Raw genomic sequence first — 25,382 nt, 5'->3', positions numbered from 1 at the left:
CATATGCACAACTCCAAGTACCGGCGAATGGACAACCGGGTCAACCCCCGAGTTGCTCAAATGCAAAACAGAAAACGGCCGAGCCGCCTGATCAAGGCTCGGCCATGGCGTCGCAACGGCAAAAATCAGAGCCGCGGCAGCACGGTCTCGACTGCATCGAGCGCTGCGGAAACTACGGTGTCGGCTTCCTCGCGCGTAAGGCAAAGCGGCGGCGCAAAGCCGAGAATATCGCCCTGCGGCATGGCCCGGCCGATGACGCCACGTTCAGCCAACGCCGTTGCGACCTTCCCGCCGATTTTCAGCGTTGGATCGAAGAACACCCGGTCATCCTTGTCCGCGACGAATTCCACCGCCGCCATCATGCCGTCGCCGCGCACGTCGCCGACATTGGGATGATCTGCCAGGGCATTGCTGAGGCTCTGGCGGAAATAGGCGCCTGTCTCGCCCGCATTGCTAACGAGATCGAGCTTGTCGATGAGCTCCAGGTTGGCGACGCCTGCTGCAGCACAGATCGGATGCGCCGAATAGGTCCAGCCATGGCCGATGGGACCGAGTTCGTCCGATCCCTTGACCAGCACCTGCCAGACCTTGTTAGAGACGATGCTGCCTGACAGCGGCGCATAGGCGGAGGTCAAGCCCTTGGCGATGGTGATCAGATCGGGCTTGATGCCGTAATGATGCGAACCGAACATGCTGCCGAGCCGACCGAACCCGGTGATCACCTCATCGGCAACGAGCAGGATGTCGTATTTCTGCAAAACGGCCTGGATCTTTTCCCAATAGCCGGCAGGCGGCGGAACGATGCCACCGGTCCCAAGGATCGGCTCACCGATGAAGGCGGCGACGGTATCGGGCCCTTCTGCCAGGATCATCTCCTCCAGCTTGTCGGCGCAAGCTTGCGAAAACTGCTCTTCGCTCATCGCGCGGTCGGCCCGGCGGAAATAATAGGGCGGTTCGGTGTGCAGAATGGGCGCGCGCGGCAGGTCGAACGCATTGTGGAAGAGCTCAAGTCCGGTGAGGCTTCCCGTCATGACGCCGGAGCCGTGGTAGCCGCGCCAGCGCGAGATGATCTTCTTCTTTTCCGGACGTCCAAGGATGTTGTTGTAATACCAGATGAGCTTGATGTTGGTCTCGTTCGCATCCGATCCCGACAGGCCGAAATAGACGCGGCTCATGCCTTCGGGCGCGCGGTCGATGATCATCTTGGCGAGCGTGATCGAGACATCCGTACCATGCCCGACATAGGAGTGGTAATAGGCGAGATTCTTCGCCTGGTCGGCGATGGCTTCAGCGATTTCCTGGCGACCATAGCCGACATTGACACAGTAAAGACCGGCGAACGCATCGAGGCTCCTGCGGCCGGCGCTGTCGGTGATGTAGACGCCCTCGCCATCCCGGATCACGCGTGTTGGTGTTTCACCACGCGCATGCATGCCCATATGGGTCGACGGATGGAAGAAATGGTCGCGGTCCCAGGCAGCGAGTTCGTTCGAGCGGTCAAGCATATCGGTTTCCTGTCGTTAGCGGATGATCCTGAAAAGTTGCAGACTTTTCGGACAAGATCATGCGGCAAAAAGCAAAAACTTGGAGCACCTGATTTGATGGAATTAAATCGGGTGCTCTAGCAGTTCAGGTCGAGGCAGAGATATTTGAGTTCGGTGAAGGCTTCGATGCCGTGGCGCGATCCCTCGCGACCGAGGCCGGATTGCTTGATCCCGCCGAACGGAATGGGCGCACCGGTGATCTTGACCCGGTTGAAGGCGATCATGCCGTATTCGAGGGTACGCCCCAGCCTGAGCATGCGCGCGCCGTCTTTGGTGACGACATAGGCAACAAGGCCATATTCCGTGACATTGGCGCGGGTGACGACGTCTTCCTCCGTCTCGAAGGATGTGACCGCCGCCACCGGCCCGAAGGTTTCCTCACGCATGATGAGTGCGTCGTCCGAAACCCCGGTTAGAAGCGTCGGGCTGTAGAAAAGCACTCCAGCCTCATGGCGGCTGCCACCGATAAGGCAGCGGGCGCCGCGTTGCAGCGCGTCCCTCACATGCTCCTCCACCTTGAGGACAGCGCGCTCATGCATCAGCGGACCGATATCCGCATCGCTTTCCAGACCTGGCGCGACTTTCAGTGCGGCAATCTTCTGGGCGAAAGCCTTGCAAAAGCTGTCATGTATCGGGCGCTCGACATAGATGCGGTTGGCGGCGAGGCAGTCCTGGCCCGAAGTGGCGAATTTGGCAGCGATGGCGATATCGACGGCGCGGTTGATGTCGGCATCGGCAAAGATGATCAGCGGCGCATGACCGCCAAGCTCCATGACGAGGTTCTTCATCGTCGGTGCACATTGCGCCGCGATCAGCCGTCCGATTTCCGTCGATCCGGTAAAACTCATCGCACGGACGCGGTGGTCGTCGCACAGGCGTCCGACGATCGTTGCGGCATCGCCGGTGACAACGTTGAATACGCCTGCGGGAATGCCCGCCCGGTCTGCCAGTTCGGCAAGTGCCAGCGCCGATAAAGGCGTTTGGGAAGATGGATGCGCGACGATCGTGCAGCCCGCAGCCAGCGCCGCCGCGGCCTTTCGCGTCAGCATGGCGGACGGAAAATTCCACGGCGTCACCACGCCGACCACACCCACCGCCTCGCGCCGGAGCATCATCTCGGCGTCGGCGAGATGGCTGGTGACGCCCTCCACATTGAGCCGCTTTGCCTCTTCCGCATACCATTCGATGAACGAGGCGGCATAGTCGATTTCGCCGCGCGATTCCGTGAGCGGCTTGCCTTGCTCGAGCGTCATGATCAGCGCCAGATCTTCCCTCGCCGCTAGGATCAGATCGTGCCAGCGGCGCAGCCTGGCGCTGCGCTCGCGTGGTGACAAGTCCCGCCATCCGGGAAAGGCCCTGGCGGCGGCATCGATGGCGAGATCCGTCTGGTCCGCACCGATTCGGGCTACCCAGCCGATGGCAGCGCCCGTTGCCGGATCGCGCACCTCGAATGTCTCGCCCGCCTGCCCTGCCGTCCAGTGGCCGTCGATATAGGCCAGTTCTCGCAGCATGCGGCGATCGGCCATGCGGTCGATATCAGGATGACGGTCCGGACGTGCAAAATGAGCGGACATGGAGCTCTCCCAGGCTGTTGTTCAGGCTCCATTCTGGGCGCAAACGCACAGAGAGAGAGGCTGTTTGCAGCGGGCTTTGCAGAGACATCGTCTCGATATCGCCTGTTTTGCGGAGAGATGGGCTAGGCCTGCAGGGAAACGAGGTCGGCGATCGGCAGGACGGCATCGTCCTTGACCGTTCTTGTCACGATGTAGGTGAAATAGCGGTCGATGCCGATTTCCCGCTGCAAAAGATCATCGATCAGGCGTTGATAGGCATCGATGTCGCGCGCGACGACCTTCAAGACATAATCGACGCCGCCGCCGACCGACCAGCAGGCCACGACTTCGGGAATTGCTTTGACCGTGCGCTCAAAACGGTCGAAATCCGCCTGCCTGTGCGCGCCCAGCGTCACCTCCACCAACACGGTTGCCACCGGCGACACGAGGCGCAGAGCGATGCGGGCGTGATAGCCGGTGATGATGCCGGCCTTCTCGAGCCGTCGCAGCCGTGTCCAGCAGGGGGTCGGCGAAAGCCCGACGCGTTCGGCGAGCGCCAGCTTGGTGATGCGGCCATCACGCTGGATTTCGTCGAGAATGCGGATATCGATCCGATCGAGTTTCAGAGAAGCCATTTCATGTCCATTGTGGATAGACAATGATCATGACGTTGTGATTTTTTGATTGTCAATTGCACTGACTTCGATCACTTATAAAATCATGACAATATGGCGACCAGATCCCGCTACCCTGCGCCGGCCGGCCTATCTCTCGCTGGCCGACCAGATTGCGCATGCCATCACGGAAGGGAAGCTCGAGAGCGGGGCACGCCTGCCGCCTCACCGGCGGATGGCTTATGAACTGAACCTGTCGGTGCAGACGGTGAGCCGCGCTTATGAGGACCTGATCCGTCGCGGCCTGCTTTCCGGCGAGACCGGGCGCGGCACATTCGTGCGCGCGCAGCGGCGCGAGCCCGATCCACCCTACCTGCCCGAGCGGCTTGGCGAGGTCATCGACCTGTCGATCCTGAAGCCCGTCTGCGAGACGATGCACCTGGAGCGGATGAAGAAGGCGCTTGGCTGGCTGGCCGAAACGCTTCCTGCGAGCGCTGCCCTGTCCTTTCGCCCCAATGTGGTCTTTCCCCGCCATCGCGCCGTAGCGGTCGAATGGTTGAAGATCTGCGGTCTCGACGTGCCTGCCGCCAACATAAGCCTCACCAACGGCGCGACGGCGGCGATGACCGTTGCCCTGATGAGCGCCGCCCCTCCCGGTTCCACGATCGCAACCGAGGCGATCGGCCACCATACGCTGCCCCCGCTCGCTTCCTATCTGGGATTGACGTTGCAGGGCCTCGCTATCGACGGGGAAGGTATATTACCTGAAGCGCTCGATTCATGCTGCAAAACGACAGGAATCCGGGCCGTTTTTATTCAGCCCTCGGCGATCAGCCCGACTGCGACGCTCATGGGCGCCGGGCGCCGGGCCGCGATTGCCGAGGTGGCGCGGCGGCATGACATTGCGATCATCGAAAGCGACATTCTCGGCGCGCTGGTCGAGAATCGTCCTGCACCCGTTGCCACATATGCGCCCGAGCGGACCTTTTATCTCACGAGCTTTACCAAGACGGTCGTCCCTGGCCTGCGCATCGGCTATCTCGTGGCGCCTGACCGGCATGTCGCAGCGGTGGCAAACCGACATCTGGTCTCGAACTGGATGGCAACCCCCATGGTGGCGGAAATAGCAAGCCGCTGGGTCACCGATGGCACGGCGCTGGAACTGGTCGGCTGGCAAAGGGAAGCCTTGCGCAAGCGCCACCGGATTGTCGCGCAAATGCTGCCCGACATCCCATTTCTCTCCCATCCGCAAAGCCTGCATATCTGGCTCCCCTTGAGCGGCGAGCGCACCGAGGAGGCCTTCGTCTCGCATGCGCGCCTGCAGGGCGTGGCGATCGCGCCGGGCGCCTCATTTCGCATATCGCCTGATGAAAAAGGTCGCGCCGTTCGCATATCGCTCGGCTCGACGACCGAGGAAGAACTGCGTGCCGGCCTCGGCGTCGTTGCCAATCTTCTGCGCGGCGACCCGGAGCATCTGTTGCTCGCGATTTGAGCGCCCAGGTCAGCGAACGGCCATTTTTTCATCACGATCATTTAAATTGACATGATTTTATTTTTCGAATTGACATGATTTGATGGCTGCCGCATCGTCTGTGGATAAGCCTGTCTCAATCAGGGGGAGACACGCATGGCACCAGCCAATGCAGCGCCGACCATCGAAATCAACGGCATTAGCAAGAGCTTCGGCTCGTTCAAGGTGCTTGACGAACTCTCGTTCAAGGTTGCGCCACGCGAGAAGCTGGCGTTGATTGGCCCGTCGGGCTCAGGCAAGACGACGATCCTGCGCATTCTCATGACGCTGGAAGGCATCGACAGCGGCGACATCCTCATCGAGGGCGATAATCTGTATCGGATGCCGGCAAATGGGGGGCTGCGACCGGCCAATGAGCAGCATCTGCATAAGATGCGCACCAAGATCGGCATGGTTTTCCAGCTTTTCAACCTATTTCCGCATAAGAGCGTGATCGACAATGTGACGCTCGCGCCGATGCTGACCAAGGGCGTCAGACAAGCCGAGGCGGAGCGCCATGCCATGGAATTGCTGGAAATGGTTGGCCTTGCGGACAAGGCGAAAGCCATGCCGGCGCAGCTTTCAGGCGGCCAGAAACAGCGCGTGGCAATCGCCCGCGCCCTGGCGCTCAGCCCCAAGATCATGCTGTTCGACGAGGTCACCTCCGCGCTCGATCCCGAACTGGTCGAGGAAGTTCTCAATGTGTTGTGGCGGCTTTGCGCGGAGACCGACATGACCATGCTTCTCGTTACCCACGAGATGGGATTTGCCCATGATTTCGCTGACCGGATCCTGTTTTTTGACCGGGGCCGGATCGTCGAGGAGGGCAAGCCGGAAGAGATATTCCGCCATCCGAAGCAGGAGAGGACGCAAACCTTCCTGAAGAAGATCATCGCGGCCGGGCACCGCGTCTAGAGCATGATCCCGAAAAGTTGCAGACTTTTCGGACAAGATCATGCGGCTAAAACAAAGACTTAGAGCAGGATGCCTGATTCAGTTTGGTAGCATCCTGCTCTAAGCAATCCGCCCGTCGCAAAAAACGCAAAAAGCCAAAGGAGCTGGGAACATGATCAATATCAACCGACTGGGCGGTGCCGTAAGTGCCGTCATGCTTGCAACGCTTGTCTCCGCCATGCCCGCGAAAGCCGAAGACACCTTGGACAAGCTGAAGGAGCAGGGCTTCGCCCGCATCGCGATCGCCAACGAACCGCCATTCACAGCCGTCAACCCTGATGGCACCGTTTCCGGTGCTGGCCCCGATGTCGCCCGCGCCGTTTTTGCAAAGCTCGGAGTCAAGGATGTCGTGGCCTCGATTTCCGAATATGGCGCGATGATCCCCGGCCTCCAGGCCGGCCGGCATGATGCCGTCACCGCCGGCCTGTTCATGAAGCCGGAGCGCTGCAACGCCGTCGCCTATTCGGAGCCCATTCTCTGCGACGCCGAGGCTTTCCTGGTAAAAAAGGGCAATCCGAAGGGCTTCAAGAGCTATGCCGATATCGCCAAGGATGCGTCTGCCACCATCGGCGCGCCGGGCGGCGGCACCGAAGAGCGCCTGTCGCTCGAAGCCGGTGTTCCGCGCGACCGCGTCATCGTCGTCCCGGACGGTCAGAGCGGGCTGAAGATGCTGCAGGACGGCCGCATCGACGTCTATTCGCTGCCGGTCCTTTCGATCAATGATCTTGCCAAGAAAGCCAACGACCCGAACATCGAAGTGGTCGCGCCCGTCGTCGGTGCACCGGTCTATTGCGATGGAGCGGCCTTTCGCAAGAATGACACCGCATTGCGCGATGCTTTCGACAAGGTCCTGGCCGAGATGAAGACCTCAGGCGAATTCGCCAAGATCATCGAGCCATACGGCTTCTCGGCGCAGGCGGCGATGTCGACCACGCGTGAGAAACTCTGCGCGGCAAAGTAATTTCTTTCCTTCACGCTCCGGCCGTAACCGGCCGGAGCGCCTTTCCAACGTTCAGTAAAGAGGCATGGTGCCTATGGGCCAGTGGGGCGGTTATCTCCAGCTTATCCTCGATGGCGCGCTTGTTACGATCAAGCTGACGCTGATGGGATCGGCCCTGGCGCTTGTGATGGCGTTTCTCGCGGGGCTGGGAAGGCTGTCGCATTTTGCCGCCCTGCGCTGGCTCGCGACCACCTATATCGAGTTCTTCCGTGGCACCTCCATCTTCGTCCAGCTCTTCTGGGCCTATTTTGTCCTGCCCTTGTTAGGCCTTTCGCTGACGCCCTTGCAGGCCGGCGTGCTGGCGCTTGGCCTCAATGTCGGCGCCTATGGCGCGGAGGTGGTGCGCGGCGCGGTCAAGTCCATCGGCAAGGAACAGTATGAGGCCTGCATCGCGCTGAATTTTAACCGCTGGCAGAGCCTTCGGCATATCATATTGCCGCAGGCTGTCGTGCTGATGCTGCCGACTTTCGGCAACAATGCGATCGAACTCCTGAAAGCATCCTCCGTGGTCTCCCTCATCTCGCTTGCCGACATGACGTTTCAGGCGCAGGTGGTGCGTGCGCAGACAGGCAGCACGCTCGTTCCGTTCCTGACCATCCTCATTCTTTATTTTGCCATGGCCAGCGTCATCTCCTTCGCCATTCGTGGGCTCGAACGTTATATGACGCGCGGCCTCGACGGTGTCAGGACATAGGAGGTCACGATGGAATGGGATTGGGCCTTTGTCATACAGATCCTTCCGACCCTTTTGCAGGGCGTGAAGATCACCATTCTGGCAACCCTGCTCGGCTCGATCGTCGCGGCGGTGGTCGGCCTCGTCATCGCCATCGTAAGGCGGTCGAAGAACCGGCTGGTGTCGATGCCGATGGGTTTCGTGGCGGAGTTCATCCGCGGCACGCCGCTCCTGGTGCAGCTCTATTTCATCTTTTACGTGCTGCCTGACCTGGGCCTTACCCTGTCGCCGCTCGTGGCGGGCGTCATCGGTCTCGGGCTGCACTATGGGACCTATACGGCCGAGGTTTATCGCGCTGGCATCGAAAACGTGGCGCGCGGTCAGTGGGAAGCCGCCAAGGCGTGCAATCTCACGCCTTTCCAGACCTGGACCCGGATCATCCTGCCGCAGGCACTGCCGCCGATGATCCCCGCGCTCGCCAATTATTTCATCGCCATGTTCAAGGAAACACCGCTTCTCTCGGCGATCACCGTGCTCGAACTGATGAACCAGGCGCGCAGTATCGCCAATTACAACTATCGCTATATTGAACCGATCACGCTTGTCGGCGCGTTTTTCCTGGTCATCAGCCTGATTTCGGTCATCGGGCTGCGCTGGCTCGAACGCCGTTATGGCCGGATCGGGTGAGGAGACGATCATGGATATTTCCACGTCTATCCGGCTGACCAGAACGCCGCTCGACTTTGACGTCCGTCCGGTGGAAAAGCGCATCGGCCTTATCATCCTCGCCACCGATCACACCACCGAGCCGGACTTCCGCAGGCTGGTCGCGAGCGACCGTATCGGGCTCTATACCGCGCGTATCGCCTATGCCAATCCAACAACGCCGGAAAACCTGCGGCGCATGCAGCCCGAACTGACTAGGGCGGCAAGCCTGATCCTGCCCGACGAGGAACTCGACGCGATCTGCTATTCCTGCACATCCGCCTCGGTCGTCATCGGCGACAAGGAGATTCAAGCCGCGATCCAGATTGCCAAGCCCGGCGTTGCGGTGGTGACCCCGACACTCGCATCGGTCAGGGCGCTCCATGCCGTGGGCGCGGCCCGCATCAGCATTCTCACGCCCTATACGATCGCTACCAGCACGCCGATGGCCGATTATTTCGCCGCCAGCGGCTTTGATATCGCACGCTTCACCTGTTTCGGCCTCGAGGACGACCGTCAGATGGCGCGGATAAGCCCCGCTACGCTTGTCGCCGCGGCGCGCGAGGCAATGGACGGGGATGCCGATGCGCTATTCATTTCGTGCACGGCCCTTCGGGCAGCAGGTGTTGCAGCCGAGATCGAACGAACCATCGGCAAGCCCGTCATCACCAGCAATCTGGCGACAAGCTGGGCGGCGCTTCGTCTTTGCGGCGAAACCGAGCCGCGACCCGAACTAGGGCGCCTGATGCGCCTGCCGATGGCGGGCTGGTAAGCCATGGGCGTTCAGACCGTCACGCTTGCCGAAATCGAAGAAGCGCGCCGCGCCGTCACGGGCAGGATCCTGCGCACACCTACCGTACCCTCGCCGTCGCTTTCGGAGTTGATGGGCCTGCCGGTGCATCTGAAGCTCGAGCACCGCCAGACGACCGGCAGCTTCAAACTGCGCGGCGCATCAAACGCGCTCAGCCGCCTTTCGTCCGAGGAAAAGCGCCTAGGCGTCACCGCGGCCTCGACCGGCAATCACGGCAGGGCGCTTGCCCATGCCGCCAGGCTGGAAGGCGTTCGCACAATCATCTGCATGTCCCGGCTCGTGCCCGCCAACAAGGTTGACGAGATACGCCGCCTTGGCGCCGAGATCCGCATCGTCGGCAATTCGCAGGATGACGCTCAGGAAGAGGTCGACCGGCTTGTCAGCGAAGACGGGCTGGTCATGGTGCCGCCATTCGATAATCCGGCAATCATCGCCGGACAAGGGACGATGGGGCTCGAAATCGTCGAGGACGTGCCGGATGTCGATACTATCCTCGTGCCGGTTTCCGGCGGCGGGCTTGCGGCCGGCGTCGCGGCGGCGGTCAAGGCGTTGCGGCCGCAGGCCAAGATCATCGGCGTTTCGATGTCGGCGGGAGCGGCCATGCGGGCCAGTCTTGATGCGGGACGTCCGGTGCTTGTCGAGGAAAGCCATAGCCTGGCGGATTCGCTTGGCGGCGGCATTGGCCTCGACAATCGCTTCACCTTCGCGATGGTGCGCGATCTCCTCGATGACATCCTGCTTCTTTCCGAAGACGAGATCGCTGCCGGTATCAGCCATGCCTATGCGATGGAACGCGAGATCATCGAGGGTGCGGCGGCCGTTGGCATCGGCGCAATTCTCGCAGGCGGGATCGAGGCCGCCGGCCCGGTCGTCGCCATTCTTTCAGGCCGCAATATCGATATGAAGCAGCATCGGCGTGTCGTCTGCGGCGATGCGTACCGGCAGGAGGCCTGATCCGTATGCCCCACATGACGATCCTCACCGAAACGGACCTGCGGAAAATCGTGCCGCTCGACCGCGACGCGATCGCTTGTGTCGAATCCGCTTTCGAGGCGCTGGCGACCAAGGCGGTCGCCATGCCGCCGATCCTCCGGCTCGACATTCCCGAATATCGCGGCGAGGTTGACGTCAAGACTGCCTTTATCCCGGGCGTCGAAGGTTTTGCGATCAAGATCAGCCCCGGTTTTTTCGATAATCCCAAAATTGGCCTGCCAAGCGTCAACGGCATGATGGTGCTGTTGAATTCGCGCACGGGCCTCGTCGAGGCGCTGCTTCTCGACAATGGTTATCTGACCGATGTGCGAACGGCAGCAGCCGGTGCGGTGGCGGCCAGACATCTGGCCAGGAGCGATGCAACCGTCGCCGCGGTTTTTGGCGCCGGCGTGCAGGCGCGGCTGCAGCTTGAGGCGCTGGCTCTCGTGCGGCCCATCCGCGAGGCGCGGATCTGGGCACGGGATGGGGAAAAGGCGCGCGAAGCGGCCCGCAGCTTACAGGCAAGGCTCGGTATCGATGTGACAGCAGAGAGCGATCCCGCACGCGCGCTGCACGGCGCCGACATCATCGTCACCACCACGCCAGCCAGCGAACCGGTGCTGCGCGCCGAATGGCTGGAGCCTGGACAGCACATCACGGCGATGGGCTCCGACGCGGAGCATAAGAATGAAATCGATCCGGCCATTATCGCCAGGGCCGAACCCTATATCGCCGATCGTCTCAGCCAGACAAGGCGTCTGGGCGAATTGCACCACGCCATCGCGGCGGGTCTGATCGCGCCAGAAGCGCATTTCGCCGAACTGGGAGACATCATATCGGGCAGGGCGGCCGGTCGCCCCTCCCCCCAAGCCATCACGCTCGCCGACCTGACGGGGACCGGCGTGCAGGATACCGCCATCGCCTCGCTCGCCTGCGACAGGGCGAAGCGCGCTGGGATCGGTACAATCTTCGAAAGCTGATAACGGGTTTTGCCCGAACGAGGAATGACAGGAAATGAGTGAGCCAAATCTGAAATTCACCCGGCAGGAATATGCGCGGCGGCTGGAGAAGACCCGCGTGGAAATGCAAAAACGCGGCATCGATCTTCTGATCGTCAGCGATCCATCCAACATGGCATGGCTCACCGGTTATGATGGATGGTCGTTCTACGTGCATCAGGCGGTCATCGTCCCGCCCGAGGGCGATCCCATCTGGTATGGCCGCGGGCAGGATGCCAACGGCGCCAAGCGGACGGCCTATCTCTCGCACGACCACATCATCGGCTATCCCGACCATTACGTTCAGTCGACCGAACGCCATCCCATGGATTATCTCGCGAACATCATCGTGGAGCGCGGCTGGGACAAGATGTCGATCGCCGTCGAGATGGACAATTACTGGTTCTCCGCCGCCGCTTTCGGTTCGCTGCGCAAGCACCTGCCCAATGCGCGTTTCGTCGACGGCACGGCGCTCGTGAACTGGCAGCGCGCGATCAAGAGCGCACAGGAGCTCGACTATATGCGCAAGGCCGCGCGCATCGTCGAACTGATGCATGAGCGCATCGCGGACAAGGCCGAACCGGGCATGCGCAAATGCGACCTTGTGGCTGAAATCTATGATGCCGGCATTCGCGGCACGAAGGAATTCGGCGGTGATTATCCGGCTATCGTTCCGCTGCTGCCGTCGGGCGCCGACGCCGCCGCGCCGCATCTGACCTGGGACGACAAGCCGATGAAATCAGGCGAAGGTACGTTCTTCGAGATTGCCGGCTGTTATAATCGTTATCACGTGCCGCTGTCGCGGACGGTCTTTCTGGGCAAGCCGACGCAGGAATTCCTCGATGCAGAGAAGGCGACGCTCGAAGGCATGGAAGCGGGTCTTGCGGCGGCGAAGCCCGGCAATAGCTGCGAGGATATCGCCAACGCCTTCTTCGCCGTCTTGAAGAAATACGGCATCGTCAAGGACAACCGCACCGGTTATCCGATCGGTCTGTCCTACCCCCCGGATTGGGGTGAGCGCACGATGAGCCTGCGCCCCGGCGACAGGACCGAGCTGAAGCCCGGCATGACCTTCCATTTCATGACCGGTCTGTGGTTGGAGACGATGGGACTGGAAATCACCGAGAGCATCCTCATCACGGAAACGGGCGTGGAATGCCTCGCCAATGTTCCGCGCAAGCTGCTTGTGAAGAACTGAGGCTCCGGATGCTTGCAAGCCTTTTGCCGCCCTCCCCGATCATGCCAACCGTCGCTTTCGACAAGGACGGCGTCCAGCACGGCTTTCTGCGACTGCCCTATAGCCGTGACGATTCCGCCTGGGGTTCCGTAATGATCCCGATCGCCGTCATCCGCAACGGTGGCGGCCCGACGGCGCTTTTGACCGGGGGCAATCATGGCGACGAATATGAAGGGCCTATTGTGCTCTTCGATCTCGCCCGCACGCTCGATCCCAAGCATGTGAACGGCACTGTAATCATCGTGCCGGCCATGAACTATCCCGCATTTCAGGCTGGAACGCGAACGTCGCCCATCGACAAGGGCAATCTCAATCGCAGCTTTCCCGGCCGTCCTGACGGCACGGTGACACAGAAGATCGCGGATTATTTCACCCGCGAGCTGCTGCCGCGGGCCGATCTCGTGCTCGACTTCCATTCAGGCGGCAAGACGCTGGATTTCGTGCCCTTCGCGGCGGCGCATATCCTTGCCGATAAGCGCCAGGAGGCCCGCACCTTCGATGCCGTGAAGGCGTTTTCCGCCCCCTGGTCGATGCGGATGCTCGAAATCGACGCGGTGGGCATGTACGACACCACGGCGGAAGAGATGGGCAAGATCTTCGTGACCACCGAACTCGGCGGCGGCGGCACGGCACGCGCCGAAACCGTCTCAATCGCCAAGCGCGGCGTCATGAACGTGCTGCGTCATTCCGGCATCGTCTCAGGTGAGATCGAGCATCGCGAAACCCGATGGCTCGACATGCCTTCCGGCGACTGCTTCGCCTTTGCCGAAGACGAAGGCATGATCGAGACGATGGTCGATCTGGGCCAACCTGTGGCGTCGGGCCAGATCATCGCGCGCATTCATCCTATCGGTCGTACAGGAACGGCACCGGCCGAAATCCGCGCCAAGATGGACGGCATCCTTGCCGCGCGCCATTTCCCGGGGCTGGTCAAGGCAGGCGATTGCGTAGCGGTGGCCGGTGTGGCCGACTAGTGGAGTATTCTCAACTGTTCTCTAACGAATCATGACCGCGAGATATCGGCCCCGCCAGCGCAGGAATGTCGCGTCGACGCCTGCAACCGGTGCCTTTGCCTGGCCGACATGGGCGAAGACAACGCCTCCAGGATGTGCACTCAGCCAGTCTGGCGCCTGGCTGACATTGTCGAGGGTAGCAACGGGCTCCGTGCGGGCGGCGGCAAAATTGATCTCGCCATTATAGCCGCCCACCCATGCCACGGGACGCTCACGCAGGCCGGCAACAGCCTGCACGATACGAGAGGGGTCGTTCTGCTGCCAGACCGGCGTGAGGCTCATCTGTGCAAGCAGCAGGGCGACAAGCCCGGCTGTGGCTCCAGCCGCAAGGCGCCAACTGCCGCGGGCCCGTGCGATGCGCCAGCAGGCGAAACCGCAAAACACAAGACCAACCGGCGGAAGGATGCCGCTCGCGGGGTCGAAGTCGAAAAACGAGCGGACCTCGGAGGGAAAAATTGCGCCGAAAAAAAAGGCCGTTCCTCCGGCAATCATCAGCATCGCGCCTGCAGCCATCGGAAATTTCAGCGCGTCCTTCCCTTCCGCCGCAGCGCTCTCGACAAGGCCGGCGATGACAAGCGCAAGGCCTGGCAGCGAGGGAAACAGGTAGTAGGCGTGCTTGCCCGCCGACAGAGAATGCAGCACGAGCGCGGAAACGAACCAGACGAGGCCGAGCCGAACGCTTTCCGATTTAAGCGCCCTGCCCCATACGGAACGGGACCAGGCGGCGCTGCTCAAGGTCCACGGAAGTACCAGTGCCGGCAGCAATGCGAACAGAAACCACATCGGGCGCGGATGGCCGAACTTGCCCCCGACACGGCCGAAGGTCTGGGTCCAGACCAGTTCCCAACCCGAAGATTTGCTCATTTCGATGAGGGAGGGCAATACCCAGACAGCATTGGCCGCCGCGCCACCCACGATGGCCGCCATCACCAGCAACGTCCATTTCATGCGCGAAACGGGCAGTTCGCCCGTAACCCAGAAAGGCGCGAGCAACGCGACCGGCACCGTATGAAGGAGGATGACCGGCCCCTTGCTGGCAAAGCCCAATGAGACGCCGAGCAGCAGCAGCAGCAAACCGGGGCGCATACGCCCATGAGCAGCGGTGACAGTGCCAATCACGGCGATGAGCGCACCACAGGCGAGCACGGTGTCGAACATGAACGCCTGGCCAAAGATTGCAAACATCGGCAGGCCGGCCAGTATCCAGTGCGGCTGTCCAACGGGCAGCGTATCTGTTTTATAGTCACGCACCAGAACTCCGGCGAGCACCCGGAGAAGGAGGATTGCGGCGGCGCCGAAAAATAATGGGAACCAGCCGCGCCAGCACCTGGTTCGGGCCGGTTACGTCCCATATCTCCTCGACCATTGCAAAGAGCAGCGGTGTCTTATGGGTATAGGGGAGACCGTTCAGCGACATGAGAAGATGATTGTCGGTGACGTAGGATCCCCACGCGACCGCGAGATAGCGGGTCTCATCGATCGCCAATGGCGGGCGTACCCAGAGTGCGGCAACCGCCACGAGCAGGAATATCAGTGCCGGCAGACTGGAAGTCCATGATAGCCCCCCTGCGCGGTTGAAGGCGAGGGATGAGGAGGACGGTTGGGAGACCACGAAAAATGCCTGTTTTTGGGAGGTTCTGCCTGCTCTTTGGGCGGTACACTGATGTTCCAACCGTGGCGGCAATGTGGCAGAGAGCGGCGGCGCCAGCGGAATTTCGGACGGCTTAACGCTTCCCCGCCTCATGGCAATGACGGTTCTTACTTCCCCTCGTCGGGGCAGAATTTCAGCACGATCGGCTTGCCCGCTTCGCTGCCGAGCGACCGGCACGAGCCATTGGCGCAAAGGGTCCAGCCCCCGACAGTCGCGCCTGATGCGGCAAGGCTGACGGAGGGGCGCGGCGGTATGTCGGGTGTATATCGCCACCAGCCGTTTTCCAAGACGGCATTCTCCGGTGGATCCATTCCGGCGCCGGATCCCTTGACCCTCGCTTCGACAATCTGCAGCCCCTCGGGCGTGACGCGCCAGTCTTCCTGCCAAGGGATTTTCTCGACGCTATGCGTCCATGACAGCATGAAGGCGGTGGTGGCGATTCTTGCCACCGCCCCACTAGCCAGTATGCACAGGCTCACGGAGCCGAACCGACCGTGGCGATTGTCTGCCGCGTGCGCCACCAATGCCAGACGATGAAGAGCACGCACCCCGCAATACCGATCTCGTCAGTCAGGGGAAGCGCGGCAATCATCAATGCCGCTGCCGCAAAGGCCCACAGGCGCTCCCACCATGTGAGCTTACCCCGGAGATAGCCGATCGCAGCGGCACCCCACATCAGGATCGACAGCAGAGCCTTGCCCACCATATAGGCCACGGCCGGCCAATAGCCCATTTCCGCCACGAGCGGTCCACCATCCTGCAACATGATGATGGGTGCATAGACTGCCATGAAAGGGACAGCGAAACCCGCAACCGCTATTCGGACGGCCTGAATGCCGATTTTCATGCCGCTTTCGCGGGCGATCGGCGCCGCAGCAAAGGCCGCGAGCGCGACGGGCGGCGTCAGGTCAGCCATAATGCCGAAATAAAACACGAACATGTGGGTGACGATCAGCGGCACGTCGAGTTGCAGCAAGGCTGGGCCCGCAATCGATGAGGTGATGATATAATTAGGGATTGTGGGGATGCCCATGCCAAGAATGAGGCAGGTGAGCATCGTCAGGATAAGCGAGAGAAACAGCGAGTTCTCCCCGATAGCGACGATCACGCGGGCAAAACTCGATCCCGCCCCGGTCAGCGCCAGAACCCCGATGATAATCCCGACCAGCGCACAGGCGATGCCGACCGGCAACGCATTCTTGGCGCCCTCGCCAAGGCTCTCGAGGCATAGACGCAATGTCTCGCGCCCGCCACGGATGAGAAAGTTCAAGACCACCAGCGTGGCAAGAAGTGCCAGGATCAACGTGATGCCGCGGAACTGATAGCCGAAGATGTTGAAACTCGTCCCGAATGCCGCCGCCGACATCAGGCCGAGCGCGATCCAGAACAACATGCGCAAAGGCATTGAAAGCCTGCCGGACAAGGGAACGCCGAGGATGATCAGCGCCGTCAGGGCCAGGCCCACGGTGCCGGCGAAAAGCGGCGTATAGCCCGAGAACAACAGCCATACGAGAGCTGCCAGCGGCAGGATCAGATACCAACTCCGCCGCAACGCGCCGATCGCGCTCGGGCACTCGCTTTTAGGCAGACCCTGAAGTCCTAGCCGCCCGGCCTCCAGATGGACCATGATGAAGACGGTGATGAAGTAAAGCACGGCGGGAATGATGGCCGCCTTGACCACTTCGATATAGGGCACGTTGAGCGTTTCAGCCATGATGAAGGCCACCGCGCCCATGACCGGCGGCATGATCTGGCCGCCCATCGAGGATACGGCCTCGACGCCGCCCGCAAAGGCCGGGCGGAAACCAAAGCGCTTCATCAGCGGGATCGTAAACGCGCCCGTCGTCACCACATTGGCCACGCCCGAGCCATTGATCGTCCCCATCAGCGCGGAGGAAATGACCGAGACCTTGGCCGGGCCGCCCTTGGTGTGACCGACCGTTCCAAGCGCCACATCGGTGAAGAGCTGGATCATGCCGGCGCGCTCGAGAAAGGCGCCAAAAAGAATGAAGAGGAAGATATAGCTCGACGAGACGTAAATCGGCGTGCCGTATATACCTTCCGTGCCGAGATAGAGCGCCTCGACGACCTGTGCGAAATCATAGCCACGGTGATTGAGTGGGCTCGGCAGATACTGGCCGAACAGGCCGTAGGCGAGGAATATTCCGCAAATGGCCGGCAACGCCCAGCCCATCATGCGCTGGCCGGCAAGAAAGACAAGTGCCGTGACCAGCACGCCCGCGACCAGATCGGCCTGGCTCGGATCGCCGGCCCGCACAATGAGATCCGAATAGAAAACCCAGTGGTAGAGGCTGAGTACGAAGGCGAGCACCGCCAGCCCCCACCAGAAAGCCGACCGTGCGCCGGTTGTCGTCCGGGCATTGGCGTAAAGGCCGAAAAGGAGCAGCATCAGGAAACCGACATGGACCGACCGAACAACCTGGCTTGGCAGTGGGGAATAGGCTGCCGTCCAAAGCTGGAATGCGGAAAAGGCGACCGCGATGCCAAAAAGGATGCGTGCGGCGGTTCCCACACCCCAACCCGGAATCTGTTCGGCGGCCTCCGCGGCCGTTTGCTCGCTTGAAGACATCAGCTGCGCTTTCCAGAAAAATTATTATTTCGGTAAAAGGTCCTGAGGCAGGTTTCCCCGCCCCAGGCACATGGGATCACTCGATCCCCTTTTCCTTGAAATAGCGTGCTGCTCCCGGGTGTAACGGTACCGGAGAGACGATGGAATTCTTGTCGAGCTTGATCATCTTCGCCGCCGAATGGGCTGCTGCAAGCTGATCGAGGTTCTCATAGAATCGTTTGGTCATCTGGTAGACCAGTTCCTCCCCGAGATCCTCGCGCGTGACGAGATAATTGATGACAGTCGCTGTCGGAACATCCGCGTCCTGGCCCTGGTAGGTTCCGGCGGGGATGGTATTGGCCACGTAGGGAGCACCAATCTTGCTCACGATATTGGCGGGAACCTCGACGACCGTGATGGCGACCGAATTGGCGAGGTCACGCAGGGACGCCACGCCGAGGCCTGCCGACTGCAGTGTCGCATCGAGCTGGCGGTTCTTCATCAATTCCACCGATTCGGCAAAGGGCAGATATTCGACCTTGCCCAGATCCTCATAGCTCAGTCCGGCCGCCGCGAGAATGGTGCGGGCGTTGAGTTCGGTGCCTGACTTCGGTGCACCGACTGAAAGGCGTTTGCCCTTGAGGTCCGCAAGAGTCTTGATGCCGGACTCCTTGGAGGCGACGATCTGCACGTAGTTCGGGTAGATCGCGGCGATGGTGCGCAATTTGTCCAGCTTCTTGCCGAAGCCCGCTTCCGCATTGCCCTCCCAGGCGTCGCGGAGCGAATCGCCGAGCGTGAAGGCGATCTCGCCACGACCGCTGTTGATCAAATTGAGGTTCTCGATCGATGCCTTGGTCGACTGGACCGAAGGACGGGCATCGGGAATATCGGCATAGATCTTCTCCATGGCGACCCCCAGCGGATAATAGACGCCGCTCGTTCCACCCGTCAGGATATTGATGAAGTCCTGCGACTTCGCCGCGACCGCGCCAAACCCGACTGACATTGCCGCCACCGCCGCAACCAACAGTTTCCTTTTTACGCCCAGCATGAATAGTCCTCCCTTTTCAATGTCCCGTGGATCGCCTCCACGATCCCCTCATTTCAATTAGTTCGCCATCAAGCAGGAATGCAACCATTAATGCATTTTTTTCCAAGTTATCGTGCCGGTGATGCCCAAGGGGCGGATCGTCAGTTTGGGCTTAGGCAATCCAGTGAGGGTAGACATCGAAAAGCATCTTTGCCGAGGTGATGGCTAGGAAAATGCCGAAAAGCCGGCGCCATTGACATAGCCCAGTGAGAATGGTGGAAGGTCGCCCACGTTCCAGCCATTGACACGAAGCCGATCGCGCCGGGCAACGCGATGATCAGTCCGATAACGGATGCCGTGCCGACCGCGCGGCGCACCGGATAATTGCACAGGCTCAATGTGGGAACGGTCAAGGTGCCGCCGCCAATGCCCATCAGGATGGAAATCACCCCGATAATGGTTGCCATGAGCGCCTGGAAGGGCCTGGCCGGGAGGCTTTTCATCAGATGCATTCCCTCCGGCGTCAGCAGCATGTGCAATGCAACCAGCGCTGCAACGACCCCGAACACTGCGGTCAGCAGTGCGCCCGGCGAGACACCGGCAAGCACCACGCCGATGAGAACACCCAATGCCACAAAGGGCGTCCACCATTTCAGGAGTGCCGTGTCCACCGCACCGCGGGCGTAATGTAGGTTGCGGCTGCCGAAGCAGCCACTGAACCGAGCCGATCGGACCGGGCATCGCGCATTGCCGTGCATGCGGTAACGCCCGGTTATCGGGTTATCACACGACGCGGGTGTGAATCTCGCCGACCCCGTCTATACCGCCATCAATCCTGTCGCCGCGCACGACAGCGCCAACACCGGCGGGCGTGCCTGCGAAGATCAGGTCGCCGGGCTGAAGCTCAAAGAGATTTGAGAGATAGGAAACCATTTCCGGCACTTTCCAGATCATCTGGTTGAGGTCGCCGCTCTGGCGCATTTGGTCATTCACCTTGACCCAGATGGCGCCTGCCTCGGGATGACCGATTTCCGAAGCGGGGACGAGCGGCGTGCATGGCGCCGACGCCTCGAACGATTTTCCGGGTTCCCATGGGCGGCCAAGCTTCTTGGCCTCACCCTGCAGATCACGCCGGGTCATATCGAGGCCGACGCCATAGCCATAGACATGCTCCAGCGCTTTTTCGACCGGGATATTGATTCCGCCCTTGCTCAATGCCACGACCAGTTCGATTTCATGATGTACGTCGCTGGTCTGTGACGGATAGGGGAAATCCTGTCCTGAAAGCAGCAGCGCGTCCGGATTCTTCTGGAAGAAAAACGGCGGCTCACGATTGGGGTCGTGCCCCATCTCGATGGCGTGGTCGACAAAATTGCGGCCGACGCAATAGATGCGGTGAACCGGAAACAGCGCATCGCTTCCCGAGACCGGAAGGGTCGGAATGGGCAGTGGCGTAAAGAGGTATTTTTGTTCCGAGGTATGCACGTCCATTATCTTTCTCGATGCGTTTTTGCCTTGCGATATCACGATTCCGGCGATGGCAAATACATTGCGTCTTAGTTTTACGAGCGCCACCCAGTTGAATACAATGGATGCAAATCGGCATTGCCGAGAGCCATATCGGGTCGTCTGCCTGAGCGCCGGCATCCAACAAGTTCAGTCCGCTCCTACAAATGCACGGGCGAGCATCTCGTCTCTCAGCGCAGCAGATTGGCTTTGGCCAGCTCCACGACCTCGTCGCCGCGTCCGTTGAGTACGGCCTTGAGCATGTAGAGCGTGAAGCCCTTGGCCATGTCGGTGGTGACCTTGGGCGGCATGGCCAGTTCCATTCGCTCGACGACGGCATCGATGACCACAGGGCCGTCATGAGCCAGCGCATCGGCAATTCCCTGTTCGAGATTGGCAGGGTCTTCGATGCGAATGCCCTTGATGCCCACCGCCTCGGCCATCGCGGCAAAGTTGGGGTTCTCAAATCCCGTGCCGAAATCGACGAAACCAGATGATTTCTGTTCAAGCTCGATGAAGCCGAGCGAGCTGTTGTTGAAAATCACGATCTTCACCGGCAGCTTGAGCTGCCTCAGCGAGAGGAGGTCGCCCATCAGCATGGTGAACCCTCCATCGCCGGAGAGCGAAATCACCTGCCGTCCGGGTTGTGCGGCCTGCGCGCCAATGGCTTGCGGCATAGCGTTCGCCATCGAGCCGTGCCAGAAACTGCCCATCAGCCGACGCTTGCCGTTCATCTTCAGATAGCGCGCGCTCCACACCGTCGGCAGGCCGACGTCGGCCGTGAAAATCGCATCTTCGCTGGCCAGCTCGCTCACTACCCGCACGACATGCTGGGGGTGAAGCCGTCCGCCGGGCCGTCCGACGGCGAGCTTGTCCAGCGCGGCGCGGGCCTCGACATAATGCTCGACCGAGGCGCGGAGATGCCTGTCATCCTGCTTGTCTTCCAGCTTGGGAAGAAGCGCGCCGACTGTGGTCTTAATGTCGCCGACCAGTCCCTGCTCGACGGCGGTTCTTCGTCCGATGACCTCCGGCCGTAAATCGATCTGCGCTATGCGGATGCCCTTGGGATAGAATTGTCGGTACGGAAAATCCGTACCCAGCATCAGCAGCGCGTCGCAGGCGCCCATGGCATAATAGCCCGAGGAGAAGCCTATCAACCCGGTCATCCCGACATCATAGGGATTGTCCCATTCGATATGTTCCTTGCCCCTGAGCGCATGAACAATTGGCGCTTTGAGACGACCGGCGAGTTGAAGCACCTCATCATGGGCGCCTGCGACGCCTGCCCCGCACAGAACGGTGACGCGGGCACTTGCGTTGAGAAGCTCAGCCAGCCGATCCAGAGCGGGTTGGGGCGGCAGCACGGTCGGTCTTGGCAGTATGAGGCCGCGTTCGCCGGGATTGGTTTTCTCCGAAATCTCCTTGAGCGCCACATCGCCGGGAATCACGACCACCGAGACGCAGCGCTCGGCAAGTGAGCGGCGAATGGCAATCTCCAGCACGCGCGGCATCTGTGCCGGGCTGGAGACAAGTTCGCAATAGCTGGAGCATTCGCGGAAGAGCTCTTCTGGATGCGTCTCCTGGAAATAGCCCATGCCGATCTCGGACGAGGGGATATGCGCAGCGATTGCCACCACCGGAACCCGCGAACGATGCGCGTCGAAGAGGCCGTTGATCAAATGAAGATTGCCTGGGCCGCAGCTTCCAGCGCAGACCGCCAGGCCACCCGCGATATGCGCGTCACCTGCCGCAGCGAATGCCGCGACCTCCTCATGACGAACATGCAGCCAGCGGATCTTGCCGTGCCGGCGCAGCGAGTCGGTAAACCCGTTCAGGCTATCCCCGACAATCCCATAGATGCGCTCTACGCCGGCGGCATACAGCGTCTCCACCATTTGATCGGCTACAGTCGGCATCGTCGTCTCCTATTCAGTCTTCATGGAAGATCGAGAATTCGCTTACTCCGTACCCATATATCCCTCGCCTGCTTTGCGATGCAGCGCGAAAAAGAAGATCGTGTGGTTCGATGCATGTCATTTTTTAGGCAGAATCAAACCATTAATCCTGGCGCAAATCGCAATTCAAGGTGACAATCTACGCATAAGCGGTGTTCGGCGCGAGTAAGTTCGGCGTGTTATTCATCGATTATGATTGAATTGGGGGCAGCAGAATGGAAATTGCTCTGCAAAGCCGCAGGAGGAATGAGGCATGCGAACGCGACCGGGTAAAAGAATAGTGTGGTGGTCCATACTTCTGATGGGAGTCGTTCTGGCACCCATGCCCTCACGAGCCGGGACGGCCCCCGACGCTCTGGCGCCGTTGATCGATGCCATTTCACAGCGCCTCTCCATTGCTGATCAGGTTGCGCAGAGCAAATGGGGCACTCATGCGGCGGTAGAGGATGTGAAGAGGGAACAAGCGGTTCTGAATGCCGTATCCGCCCAGGCATCGCGATTCAAACTTGACCCCGATGGGGTGAAAAGCTTCTTTTCTGCGCAGATCGAAGCCAACAAGATCGTCCAGTACGGGCTGTTGTGGCAATGGGTTGAGGCAGGTAAAGCTCCTTCAGGGGCATCCCCGGACTTGAAGAATATCCGTATTCAACTGGATCAATTGCAGGACGTGCTGCTCGAAAATCTTGCAGGATTCGGATCCTATCGCTCCGATGCACGATGCAACCAATGGGTAGCCTCGGCTATCGCCCAAGCTCCCCTTGATGATCTGCATCGCTGGGCTCTCGTCCGTGCGACGGGCGGGCTTTGTGCGGTCAAACCCGAATAGCTTCTTTCACCGCATCACCCGACCCGTGCTCCCTTCCAGCCAAGGAGCCGCATTGCATTGGCGGTGACGAGAACCGTCGCGCCGGTGTCGGCGAGGATGGCGGGCCAGAGGCCGGTAACGCCTGTGATGGTCGTGACAAGGAACACGACCTTCAAGCCGAGGGCAACGGTGATATTCTGCTTGATGTTCGTCATGACGGAGCGCGAGAGATGCACCATGCGGGCGACGTCGGTCACCCGGCCGTGCAGGATGGCGGCATCGGCGGTTTCCAGCGCCACGTCGGTGCCGCCTCCCATCGCGATGCCTATATCGGCCACCGCGAGCGCCGGTGCATCGTTGATGCCGTCGCCTACTTTGGCGACCTTGAAGCCTTCCTTCTGCAGTTCTGTGACGATCCGCTGCTTGTCCTGTGGAAGCAGTCCGGCCCGGGCCTCGATGCCGAGCCCGACTGCGATGGCCTCGGCCGTCTTACGATTGTCTCCAGTCAGCATGACAGTCCGGATGCCTTTTGCTCGCAGCATGGCGATGCCGGCTTTTGCGTCGGCCCTCGCCTCGTCCCGCATGGCGATGAGCCCGGCTACGCCGCCATTCGCGAGAAGGACCGAAACCGTCTTTCCCTCGCCGTTGAGATCTCCGATGGCGGTGAGATGTTGCGTTGCAAGCACACACCGTTCCGCTGCCGCCTGGCTTGATCCGAGAAATACGGGAACGCCGCCGACGCTGCCTTCGACACCTTTGCCTGAAACGGCCCTTGCATCAAAGGCGGGTGGGATCGGGGCGCCGTCAGTTCCGGCCTTTTCCAGGATGGCCGTTGCCAGCGGATGGCTGGAGCCCTGTTCGAGGGCTGCGGCCATGGACAGGACGTCTTGTGCCTGCCTACCGAACGGGACGATATCCGTCACTGTCGGCCTTCCTTCGGTCAATGTTCCGGTCTTGTCGAATGCCACGGCCGTGATGCGGCCAAGATTTTCGAGGACAGCGCCGCCCTTCATCAGCAGGCCGCGCCGGGCACCGGCTGCGAGACCGGCCGCCACCGCAGCAGGCGTGGAGATGACCAGGGCGCATGGGCAGCCGATCAGCAGGATCGCCAGCCCCTTGTAAATCCATTCATTCCAGCTCGCACCCATGACGAGCGGGGGCAGCACCGCGATCAATACGGCTACGGCGAAGACAGCTGGGGTATAATATCGCGAAAACCGGGCGATGAACCTTTCCGTCGGCGCCTTGCTTTCCTGGGCTTCCTCGACCAGTCGCACGACGCGTGCAATCGTGTTGTCCTCTGCCGCCGCGCTAACCTGGACCTTCAGCACGCCGTCGGTGCTGATCGTGCCGGCGAAGACCAGATCGTTCCGGCCCTTGCGACGGGGGATACTTTCGCCTGTAACGGGCGCCTCGTCCACATCGCTCGATCCTTCGACAATCTCCCCGTCGGCCGCAATCCGGTCGCCCGGGCGCACGACGATCACGTCGCCGATGACAAGACTGGTGGCCGGCACCACCGTTGTCCTGCCATTGCGCTCGACGAGGGCCGTTTTTGGAACGAGATCGACGAGCCCCTGAATGCTGGCCCGGGCGCGGCGGGCAGCCATGCCTTCCAGCATTTCGCCAACAAGGAACAACATAACGACGGTGGCCGCCTCCTCGGTCGCGCCGATCGATACCGCGCCAATGGCGGCGATCGTCATCAGCATTTCGATGGAGAAGGGCGTGCCTGCAAGAGTGGCCATGACGGCGCGCCGTGCGATCGGAATCCAGCCGATGAGCAGCGCTGCGAGGAAGGCCCAGGACTCCAGGGCCGGGACGGCTTTCCCCAGCGCATATGCGGCAAGCAGTGCTGCGCAGGAAGTCAAAATGAGGGCAGCGCGTTGCGACGGCTTCCAGGAATGGCCCCCCGCCTCGTGATGGCGGCTCGCCGCTTCTCCAACGGTGTTTGACGTGCCCCCACCGCCCGAGGGGATGATGCCATAGCCCAATCTGCCCACCTCCCGCATGATGGTGCCGGCGGCAACGGAATCCTGATGGAGGACTGTCATGCTCTGCGTGGCGACCGAGACGGTCACATCCTCCACGCCCCTGATGCGCCTGACTGCGGTATCGATCTTGGCCGCGCAGGACGCGCAATCCATGCCGCTCACCTGATAGCGCGATTGCGCGCCGGATGTCGCCAGGGCCGGCTTTCCCCCGGAGTTGGCGGGGCGCAGCGGTGACGGGGCGTCATGTAGGGTGTTCAGGGCACTCATGGTTCACCTCTTGTCTTTCCA

General features: G+C 61.0%; 23 protein-coding genes. 11 read left to right on the top strand and 12 right to left on the bottom strand.

Translation table 11 applies throughout. From position 1 onward, the window contains the following. Nucleotides 1-125: 125 nt before the first annotated feature. From DUT91_RS16225 to DUT91_RS16215, 3 genes are all read right to left on the bottom strand, one after another. A complete protein-coding gene (locus DUT91_RS16225) occupies nt 126-1,505 on the bottom strand; it encodes an aspartate aminotransferase family protein (protein ID WP_114441556.1) in 1,380 nt (459 codons plus the stop codon). A gap of 116 nt (nt 1,506-1,621) precedes the next feature. Next, complete coding sequence (locus DUT91_RS16220; protein ID WP_114441555.1) at nt 1,622-3,118, bottom strand: NAD-dependent succinate-semialdehyde dehydrogenase; 1,497 nt, start codon at nt 3,116-3,118, stop codon at nt 1,622-1,624. A 122-nt stretch (nt 3,119-3,240) separates the two neighbouring features. Next, nucleotides 3,241-3,732: an Lrp/AsnC family transcriptional regulator gene (locus DUT91_RS16215; RefSeq protein WP_114441554.1), complete on the bottom strand. Its 492-nt coding sequence runs from the start codon at nt 3,730-3,732 to the stop codon at nt 3,241-3,243. Between the two features lie 85 nt (nt 3,733-3,817). Between DUT91_RS16215 and ehuR the strand changes: the two genes are divergently transcribed. From ehuR to doeB, 10 genes are all read left to right on the top strand, one after another. Continuing rightward, on the top strand, nt 3,818-5,203 hold the full coding sequence (gene ehuR / locus DUT91_RS16210; protein ID WP_114441629.1) for a MocR-like ectoine utilization transcription factor EhuR: 1,386 nt from the start codon (nt 3,818-3,820) through the stop codon (nt 5,201-5,203). Between the two features lie 135 nt (nt 5,204-5,338). After that, nucleotides 5,339-6,136 carry an ectoine/hydroxyectoine ABC transporter ATP-binding protein EhuA gene (gene ehuA, locus DUT91_RS16205; protein WP_114441553.1) on the top strand — a complete coding sequence of 266 codons (798 nt, stop codon included), beginning with the start codon at nt 5,339-5,341 and terminating at the stop codon, nt 6,134-6,136. 193 nt (nt 6,137-6,329) lie between these two features. Further along, complete coding sequence (ehuB, locus tag DUT91_RS16200) at nt 6,330-7,136, top strand: ectoine/hydroxyectoine ABC transporter substrate-binding protein EhuB (protein WP_245419761.1); 807 nt, start codon at nt 6,330-6,332, stop codon at nt 7,134-7,136. A 73-nt stretch (nt 7,137-7,209) separates the two neighbouring features. Continuing rightward, entirely contained in the window at nt 7,210-7,869 is a 660-nt protein-coding gene (gene ehuC / locus DUT91_RS16195; protein ID WP_114441551.1) for an ectoine/hydroxyectoine ABC transporter permease subunit EhuC, read from the top strand. Between the two features lie 9 nt (nt 7,870-7,878). Continuing rightward, the gene (gene ehuD, locus DUT91_RS16190) at nt 7,879-8,535 is read left to right on the top strand and encodes an ectoine/hydroxyectoine ABC transporter permease subunit EhuD (protein WP_114441550.1); all 657 of its coding nucleotides are present in this window, start codon (nt 7,879-7,881) and stop codon (nt 8,533-8,535) included. A 10-nt stretch (nt 8,536-8,545) separates the two neighbouring features. Then, entirely contained in the window at nt 8,546-9,325 is a 780-nt protein-coding gene (gene eutA, locus DUT91_RS16185; protein ID WP_114441628.1) for an ectoine utilization protein EutA, read from the top strand. Nucleotides 9,326-9,328: 3 nt separating this feature from the next. After that, the gene (gene eutB / locus DUT91_RS16180; protein ID WP_114441549.1) at nt 9,329-10,318 is read left to right on the top strand and encodes a hydroxyectoine utilization dehydratase EutB; all 990 of its coding nucleotides are present in this window, start codon (nt 9,329-9,331) and stop codon (nt 10,316-10,318) included. A gap of 5 nt (nt 10,319-10,323) precedes the next feature. After that, a complete protein-coding gene (gene eutC, locus DUT91_RS16175) occupies nt 10,324-11,316 on the top strand; it encodes an ectoine utilization protein EutC (RefSeq protein WP_114441548.1) in 993 nt (330 codons plus the stop codon). Between the two features lie 34 nt (nt 11,317-11,350). After that, complete coding sequence (gene doeA, locus DUT91_RS16170; protein ID WP_114441547.1) at nt 11,351-12,532, top strand: ectoine hydrolase DoeA; 1,182 nt, start codon at nt 11,351-11,353, stop codon at nt 12,530-12,532. 8 nt (nt 12,533-12,540) lie between these two features. Continuing rightward, a complete protein-coding gene (doeB, locus tag DUT91_RS16165) occupies nt 12,541-13,545 on the top strand; it encodes a N(2)-acetyl-L-2,4-diaminobutanoate deacetylase DoeB (RefSeq protein ID WP_245419755.1) in 1,005 nt (334 codons plus the stop codon). A gap of 21 nt (nt 13,546-13,566) precedes the next feature. Here the strand turns inward: doeB and DUT91_RS16160 are convergent, their stop codons facing one another. The 8 genes from DUT91_RS16160 to poxB all read right to left on the bottom strand — a co-directional run bounded on the left by DUT91_RS16160 (nt 13,567) and on the right by poxB (nt 22,256). Continuing rightward, nucleotides 13,567-14,835, bottom strand: a complete 1,269-nt coding sequence (locus DUT91_RS16160; RefSeq protein ID WP_114441545.1) for a glycosyltransferase family protein — start codon at nt 14,833-14,835, stop codon at nt 13,567-13,569. Further along, the gene (locus DUT91_RS16155; RefSeq protein WP_147272194.1) at nt 14,828-15,196 is read right to left on the bottom strand and encodes an ArnT family glycosyltransferase; all 369 of its coding nucleotides are present in this window, start codon (nt 15,194-15,196) and stop codon (nt 14,828-14,830) included. Before DUT91_RS16155 ends, DUT91_RS16160 begins: the two co-directional genes overlap by 8 nt. 146 nt (nt 15,197-15,342) lie before the next feature. Further along, nucleotides 15,343-15,714, bottom strand: a complete 372-nt coding sequence (locus DUT91_RS16150; protein WP_114441543.1) for a DUF1850 domain-containing protein — start codon at nt 15,712-15,714, stop codon at nt 15,343-15,345. Continuing rightward, complete coding sequence (locus DUT91_RS16145) at nt 15,711-17,825, bottom strand: TRAP transporter permease (protein ID WP_114441542.1); 2,115 nt, start codon at nt 17,823-17,825, stop codon at nt 15,711-15,713. Before DUT91_RS16145 ends, DUT91_RS16150 begins: the two co-directional genes overlap by 4 nt. Nucleotides 17,826-17,901: 76 nt before the next feature. Beyond that, nucleotides 17,902-18,855, bottom strand: coding sequence for a TAXI family TRAP transporter solute-binding subunit (locus DUT91_RS16140; protein WP_114441541.1), 954 nt, complete (start codon nt 18,853-18,855; stop codon nt 17,902-17,904). A gap of 140 nt (nt 18,856-18,995) precedes the next feature. After that, entirely contained in the window at nt 18,996-19,469 is a 474-nt protein-coding gene (locus DUT91_RS16135; RefSeq protein WP_245419754.1) for a sulfite exporter TauE/SafE family protein, read from the bottom strand. A gap of 148 nt (nt 19,470-19,617) precedes the next feature. Beyond that, nucleotides 19,618-20,325 (bottom strand): fumarylacetoacetate hydrolase family protein, encoded by a 708-nt coding sequence (locus DUT91_RS16130; RefSeq protein ID WP_114441539.1) that lies wholly within the window; start codon nt 20,323-20,325, stop codon nt 19,618-19,620. A gap of 206 nt (nt 20,326-20,531) precedes the next feature. Continuing rightward, entirely contained in the window at nt 20,532-22,256 is a 1,725-nt protein-coding gene (gene poxB, locus DUT91_RS16125) for a ubiquinone-dependent pyruvate dehydrogenase (protein ID WP_114441538.1), read from the bottom strand. Nucleotides 22,257-22,548: 292 nt separating this feature from the next. On the opposite strand from poxB, the gene DUT91_RS16120 reads away from it, so the two are divergent. After that, entirely contained in the window at nt 22,549-23,121 is a 573-nt protein-coding gene (locus DUT91_RS16120) for a chorismate mutase (RefSeq protein ID WP_114441537.1), read from the top strand. A 14-nt stretch (nt 23,122-23,135) separates the two neighbouring features. On the opposite strand, the gene DUT91_RS16115 is transcribed toward DUT91_RS16120, so the two are convergent. Beyond that, the gene (locus DUT91_RS16115; protein ID WP_114441627.1) at nt 23,136-25,247 is read right to left on the bottom strand and encodes a heavy metal translocating P-type ATPase; all 2,112 of its coding nucleotides are present in this window, start codon (nt 25,245-25,247) and stop codon (nt 23,136-23,138) included. Nucleotides 25,248-25,382 lie beyond the last annotated feature (135 nt).

The sequence above is a fragment of the Paramesorhizobium salinisoli genome (assembly GCF_003335045.1).
GTDB lineage: Bacteria > Pseudomonadota > Alphaproteobacteria > Rhizobiales > Rhizobiaceae > Paramesorhizobium > Paramesorhizobium salinisoli.
This window is presented reverse-complemented; position numbering and strand designations above follow the sequence as displayed.

Excerpts from the sequence above, each read along its gene's own strand:
- DUT91_RS16145 (WP_114441542.1), bottom strand. The coding sequence starts at position 17,825 with ATGTCTTCAAGCGAGCAAACGGCCGCGGAGGCCGCCGAACAGATTCCG.
- ehuD (WP_114441550.1), top strand. The coding sequence starts at position 7,879 with ATGGAATGGGATTGGGCCTTTGTCATACAGATCCTTCCGACCCTTTTG.
- DUT91_RS16120 (WP_114441537.1), top strand. The coding sequence starts at position 22,549 with ATGCGAACGCGACCGGGTAAAAGAATAGTGTGGTGGTCCATACTTCTG.
- DUT91_RS16140 (WP_114441541.1), bottom strand. The coding sequence starts at position 18,855 with ATGCTGGGCGTAAAAAGGAAACTGTTGGTTGCGGCGGTGGCGGCAATG.
- eutC (WP_114441548.1), top strand. The coding sequence starts at position 10,324 with ATGCCCCACATGACGATCCTCACCGAAACGGACCTGCGGAAAATCGTG.
- ehuB (WP_245419761.1), top strand. The coding sequence starts at position 6,330 with ATGCTTGCAACGCTTGTCTCCGCCATGCCCGCGAAAGCCGAAGACACC.
- DUT91_RS16115 (WP_114441627.1), bottom strand. The coding sequence starts at position 25,247 with ATGGATTGCGCGTCCTGCGCGGCCAAGATCGATACCGCAGTCAGGCGC.
- DUT91_RS16130 (WP_114441539.1), bottom strand. The coding sequence starts at position 20,325 with ATGGACGTGCATACCTCGGAACAAAAATACCTCTTTACGCCACTGCCC.
- doeA (WP_114441547.1), top strand. The coding sequence starts at position 11,351 with ATGAGTGAGCCAAATCTGAAATTCACCCGGCAGGAATATGCGCGGCGG.
- ehuC (WP_114441551.1), top strand. The coding sequence starts at position 7,210 with ATGGGCCAGTGGGGCGGTTATCTCCAGCTTATCCTCGATGGCGCGCTT.
- eutA (WP_114441628.1), top strand. The coding sequence starts at position 8,546 with ATGGATATTTCCACGTCTATCCGGCTGACCAGAACGCCGCTCGACTTT.
- DUT91_RS16215 (WP_114441554.1), bottom strand. The coding sequence starts at position 3,732 with ATGGCTTCTCTGAAACTCGATCGGATCGATATCCGCATTCTCGACGAA.
- poxB (WP_114441538.1), bottom strand. The coding sequence starts at position 22,256 with ATGCCGACTGTAGCCGATCAAATGGTGGAGACGCTGTATGCCGCCGGC.
- DUT91_RS16220 (WP_114441555.1), bottom strand. The coding sequence starts at position 3,118 with ATGTCCGCTCATTTTGCACGTCCGGACCGTCATCCTGATATCGACCGC.
- DUT91_RS16225 (WP_114441556.1), bottom strand. The coding sequence starts at position 1,505 with ATGCTTGACCGCTCGAACGAACTCGCTGCCTGGGACCGCGACCATTTC.
- eutB (WP_114441549.1), top strand. The coding sequence starts at position 9,329 with ATGGGCGTTCAGACCGTCACGCTTGCCGAAATCGAAGAAGCGCGCCGC.
- ehuR (WP_114441629.1), top strand. The coding sequence starts at position 3,818 with ATGACAATATGGCGACCAGATCCCGCTACCCTGCGCCGGCCGGCCTAT.
- doeB (WP_245419755.1), top strand. The coding sequence starts at position 12,541 with ATGCTTGCAAGCCTTTTGCCGCCCTCCCCGATCATGCCAACCGTCGCT.
- ehuA (WP_114441553.1), top strand. The coding sequence starts at position 5,339 with ATGGCACCAGCCAATGCAGCGCCGACCATCGAAATCAACGGCATTAGC.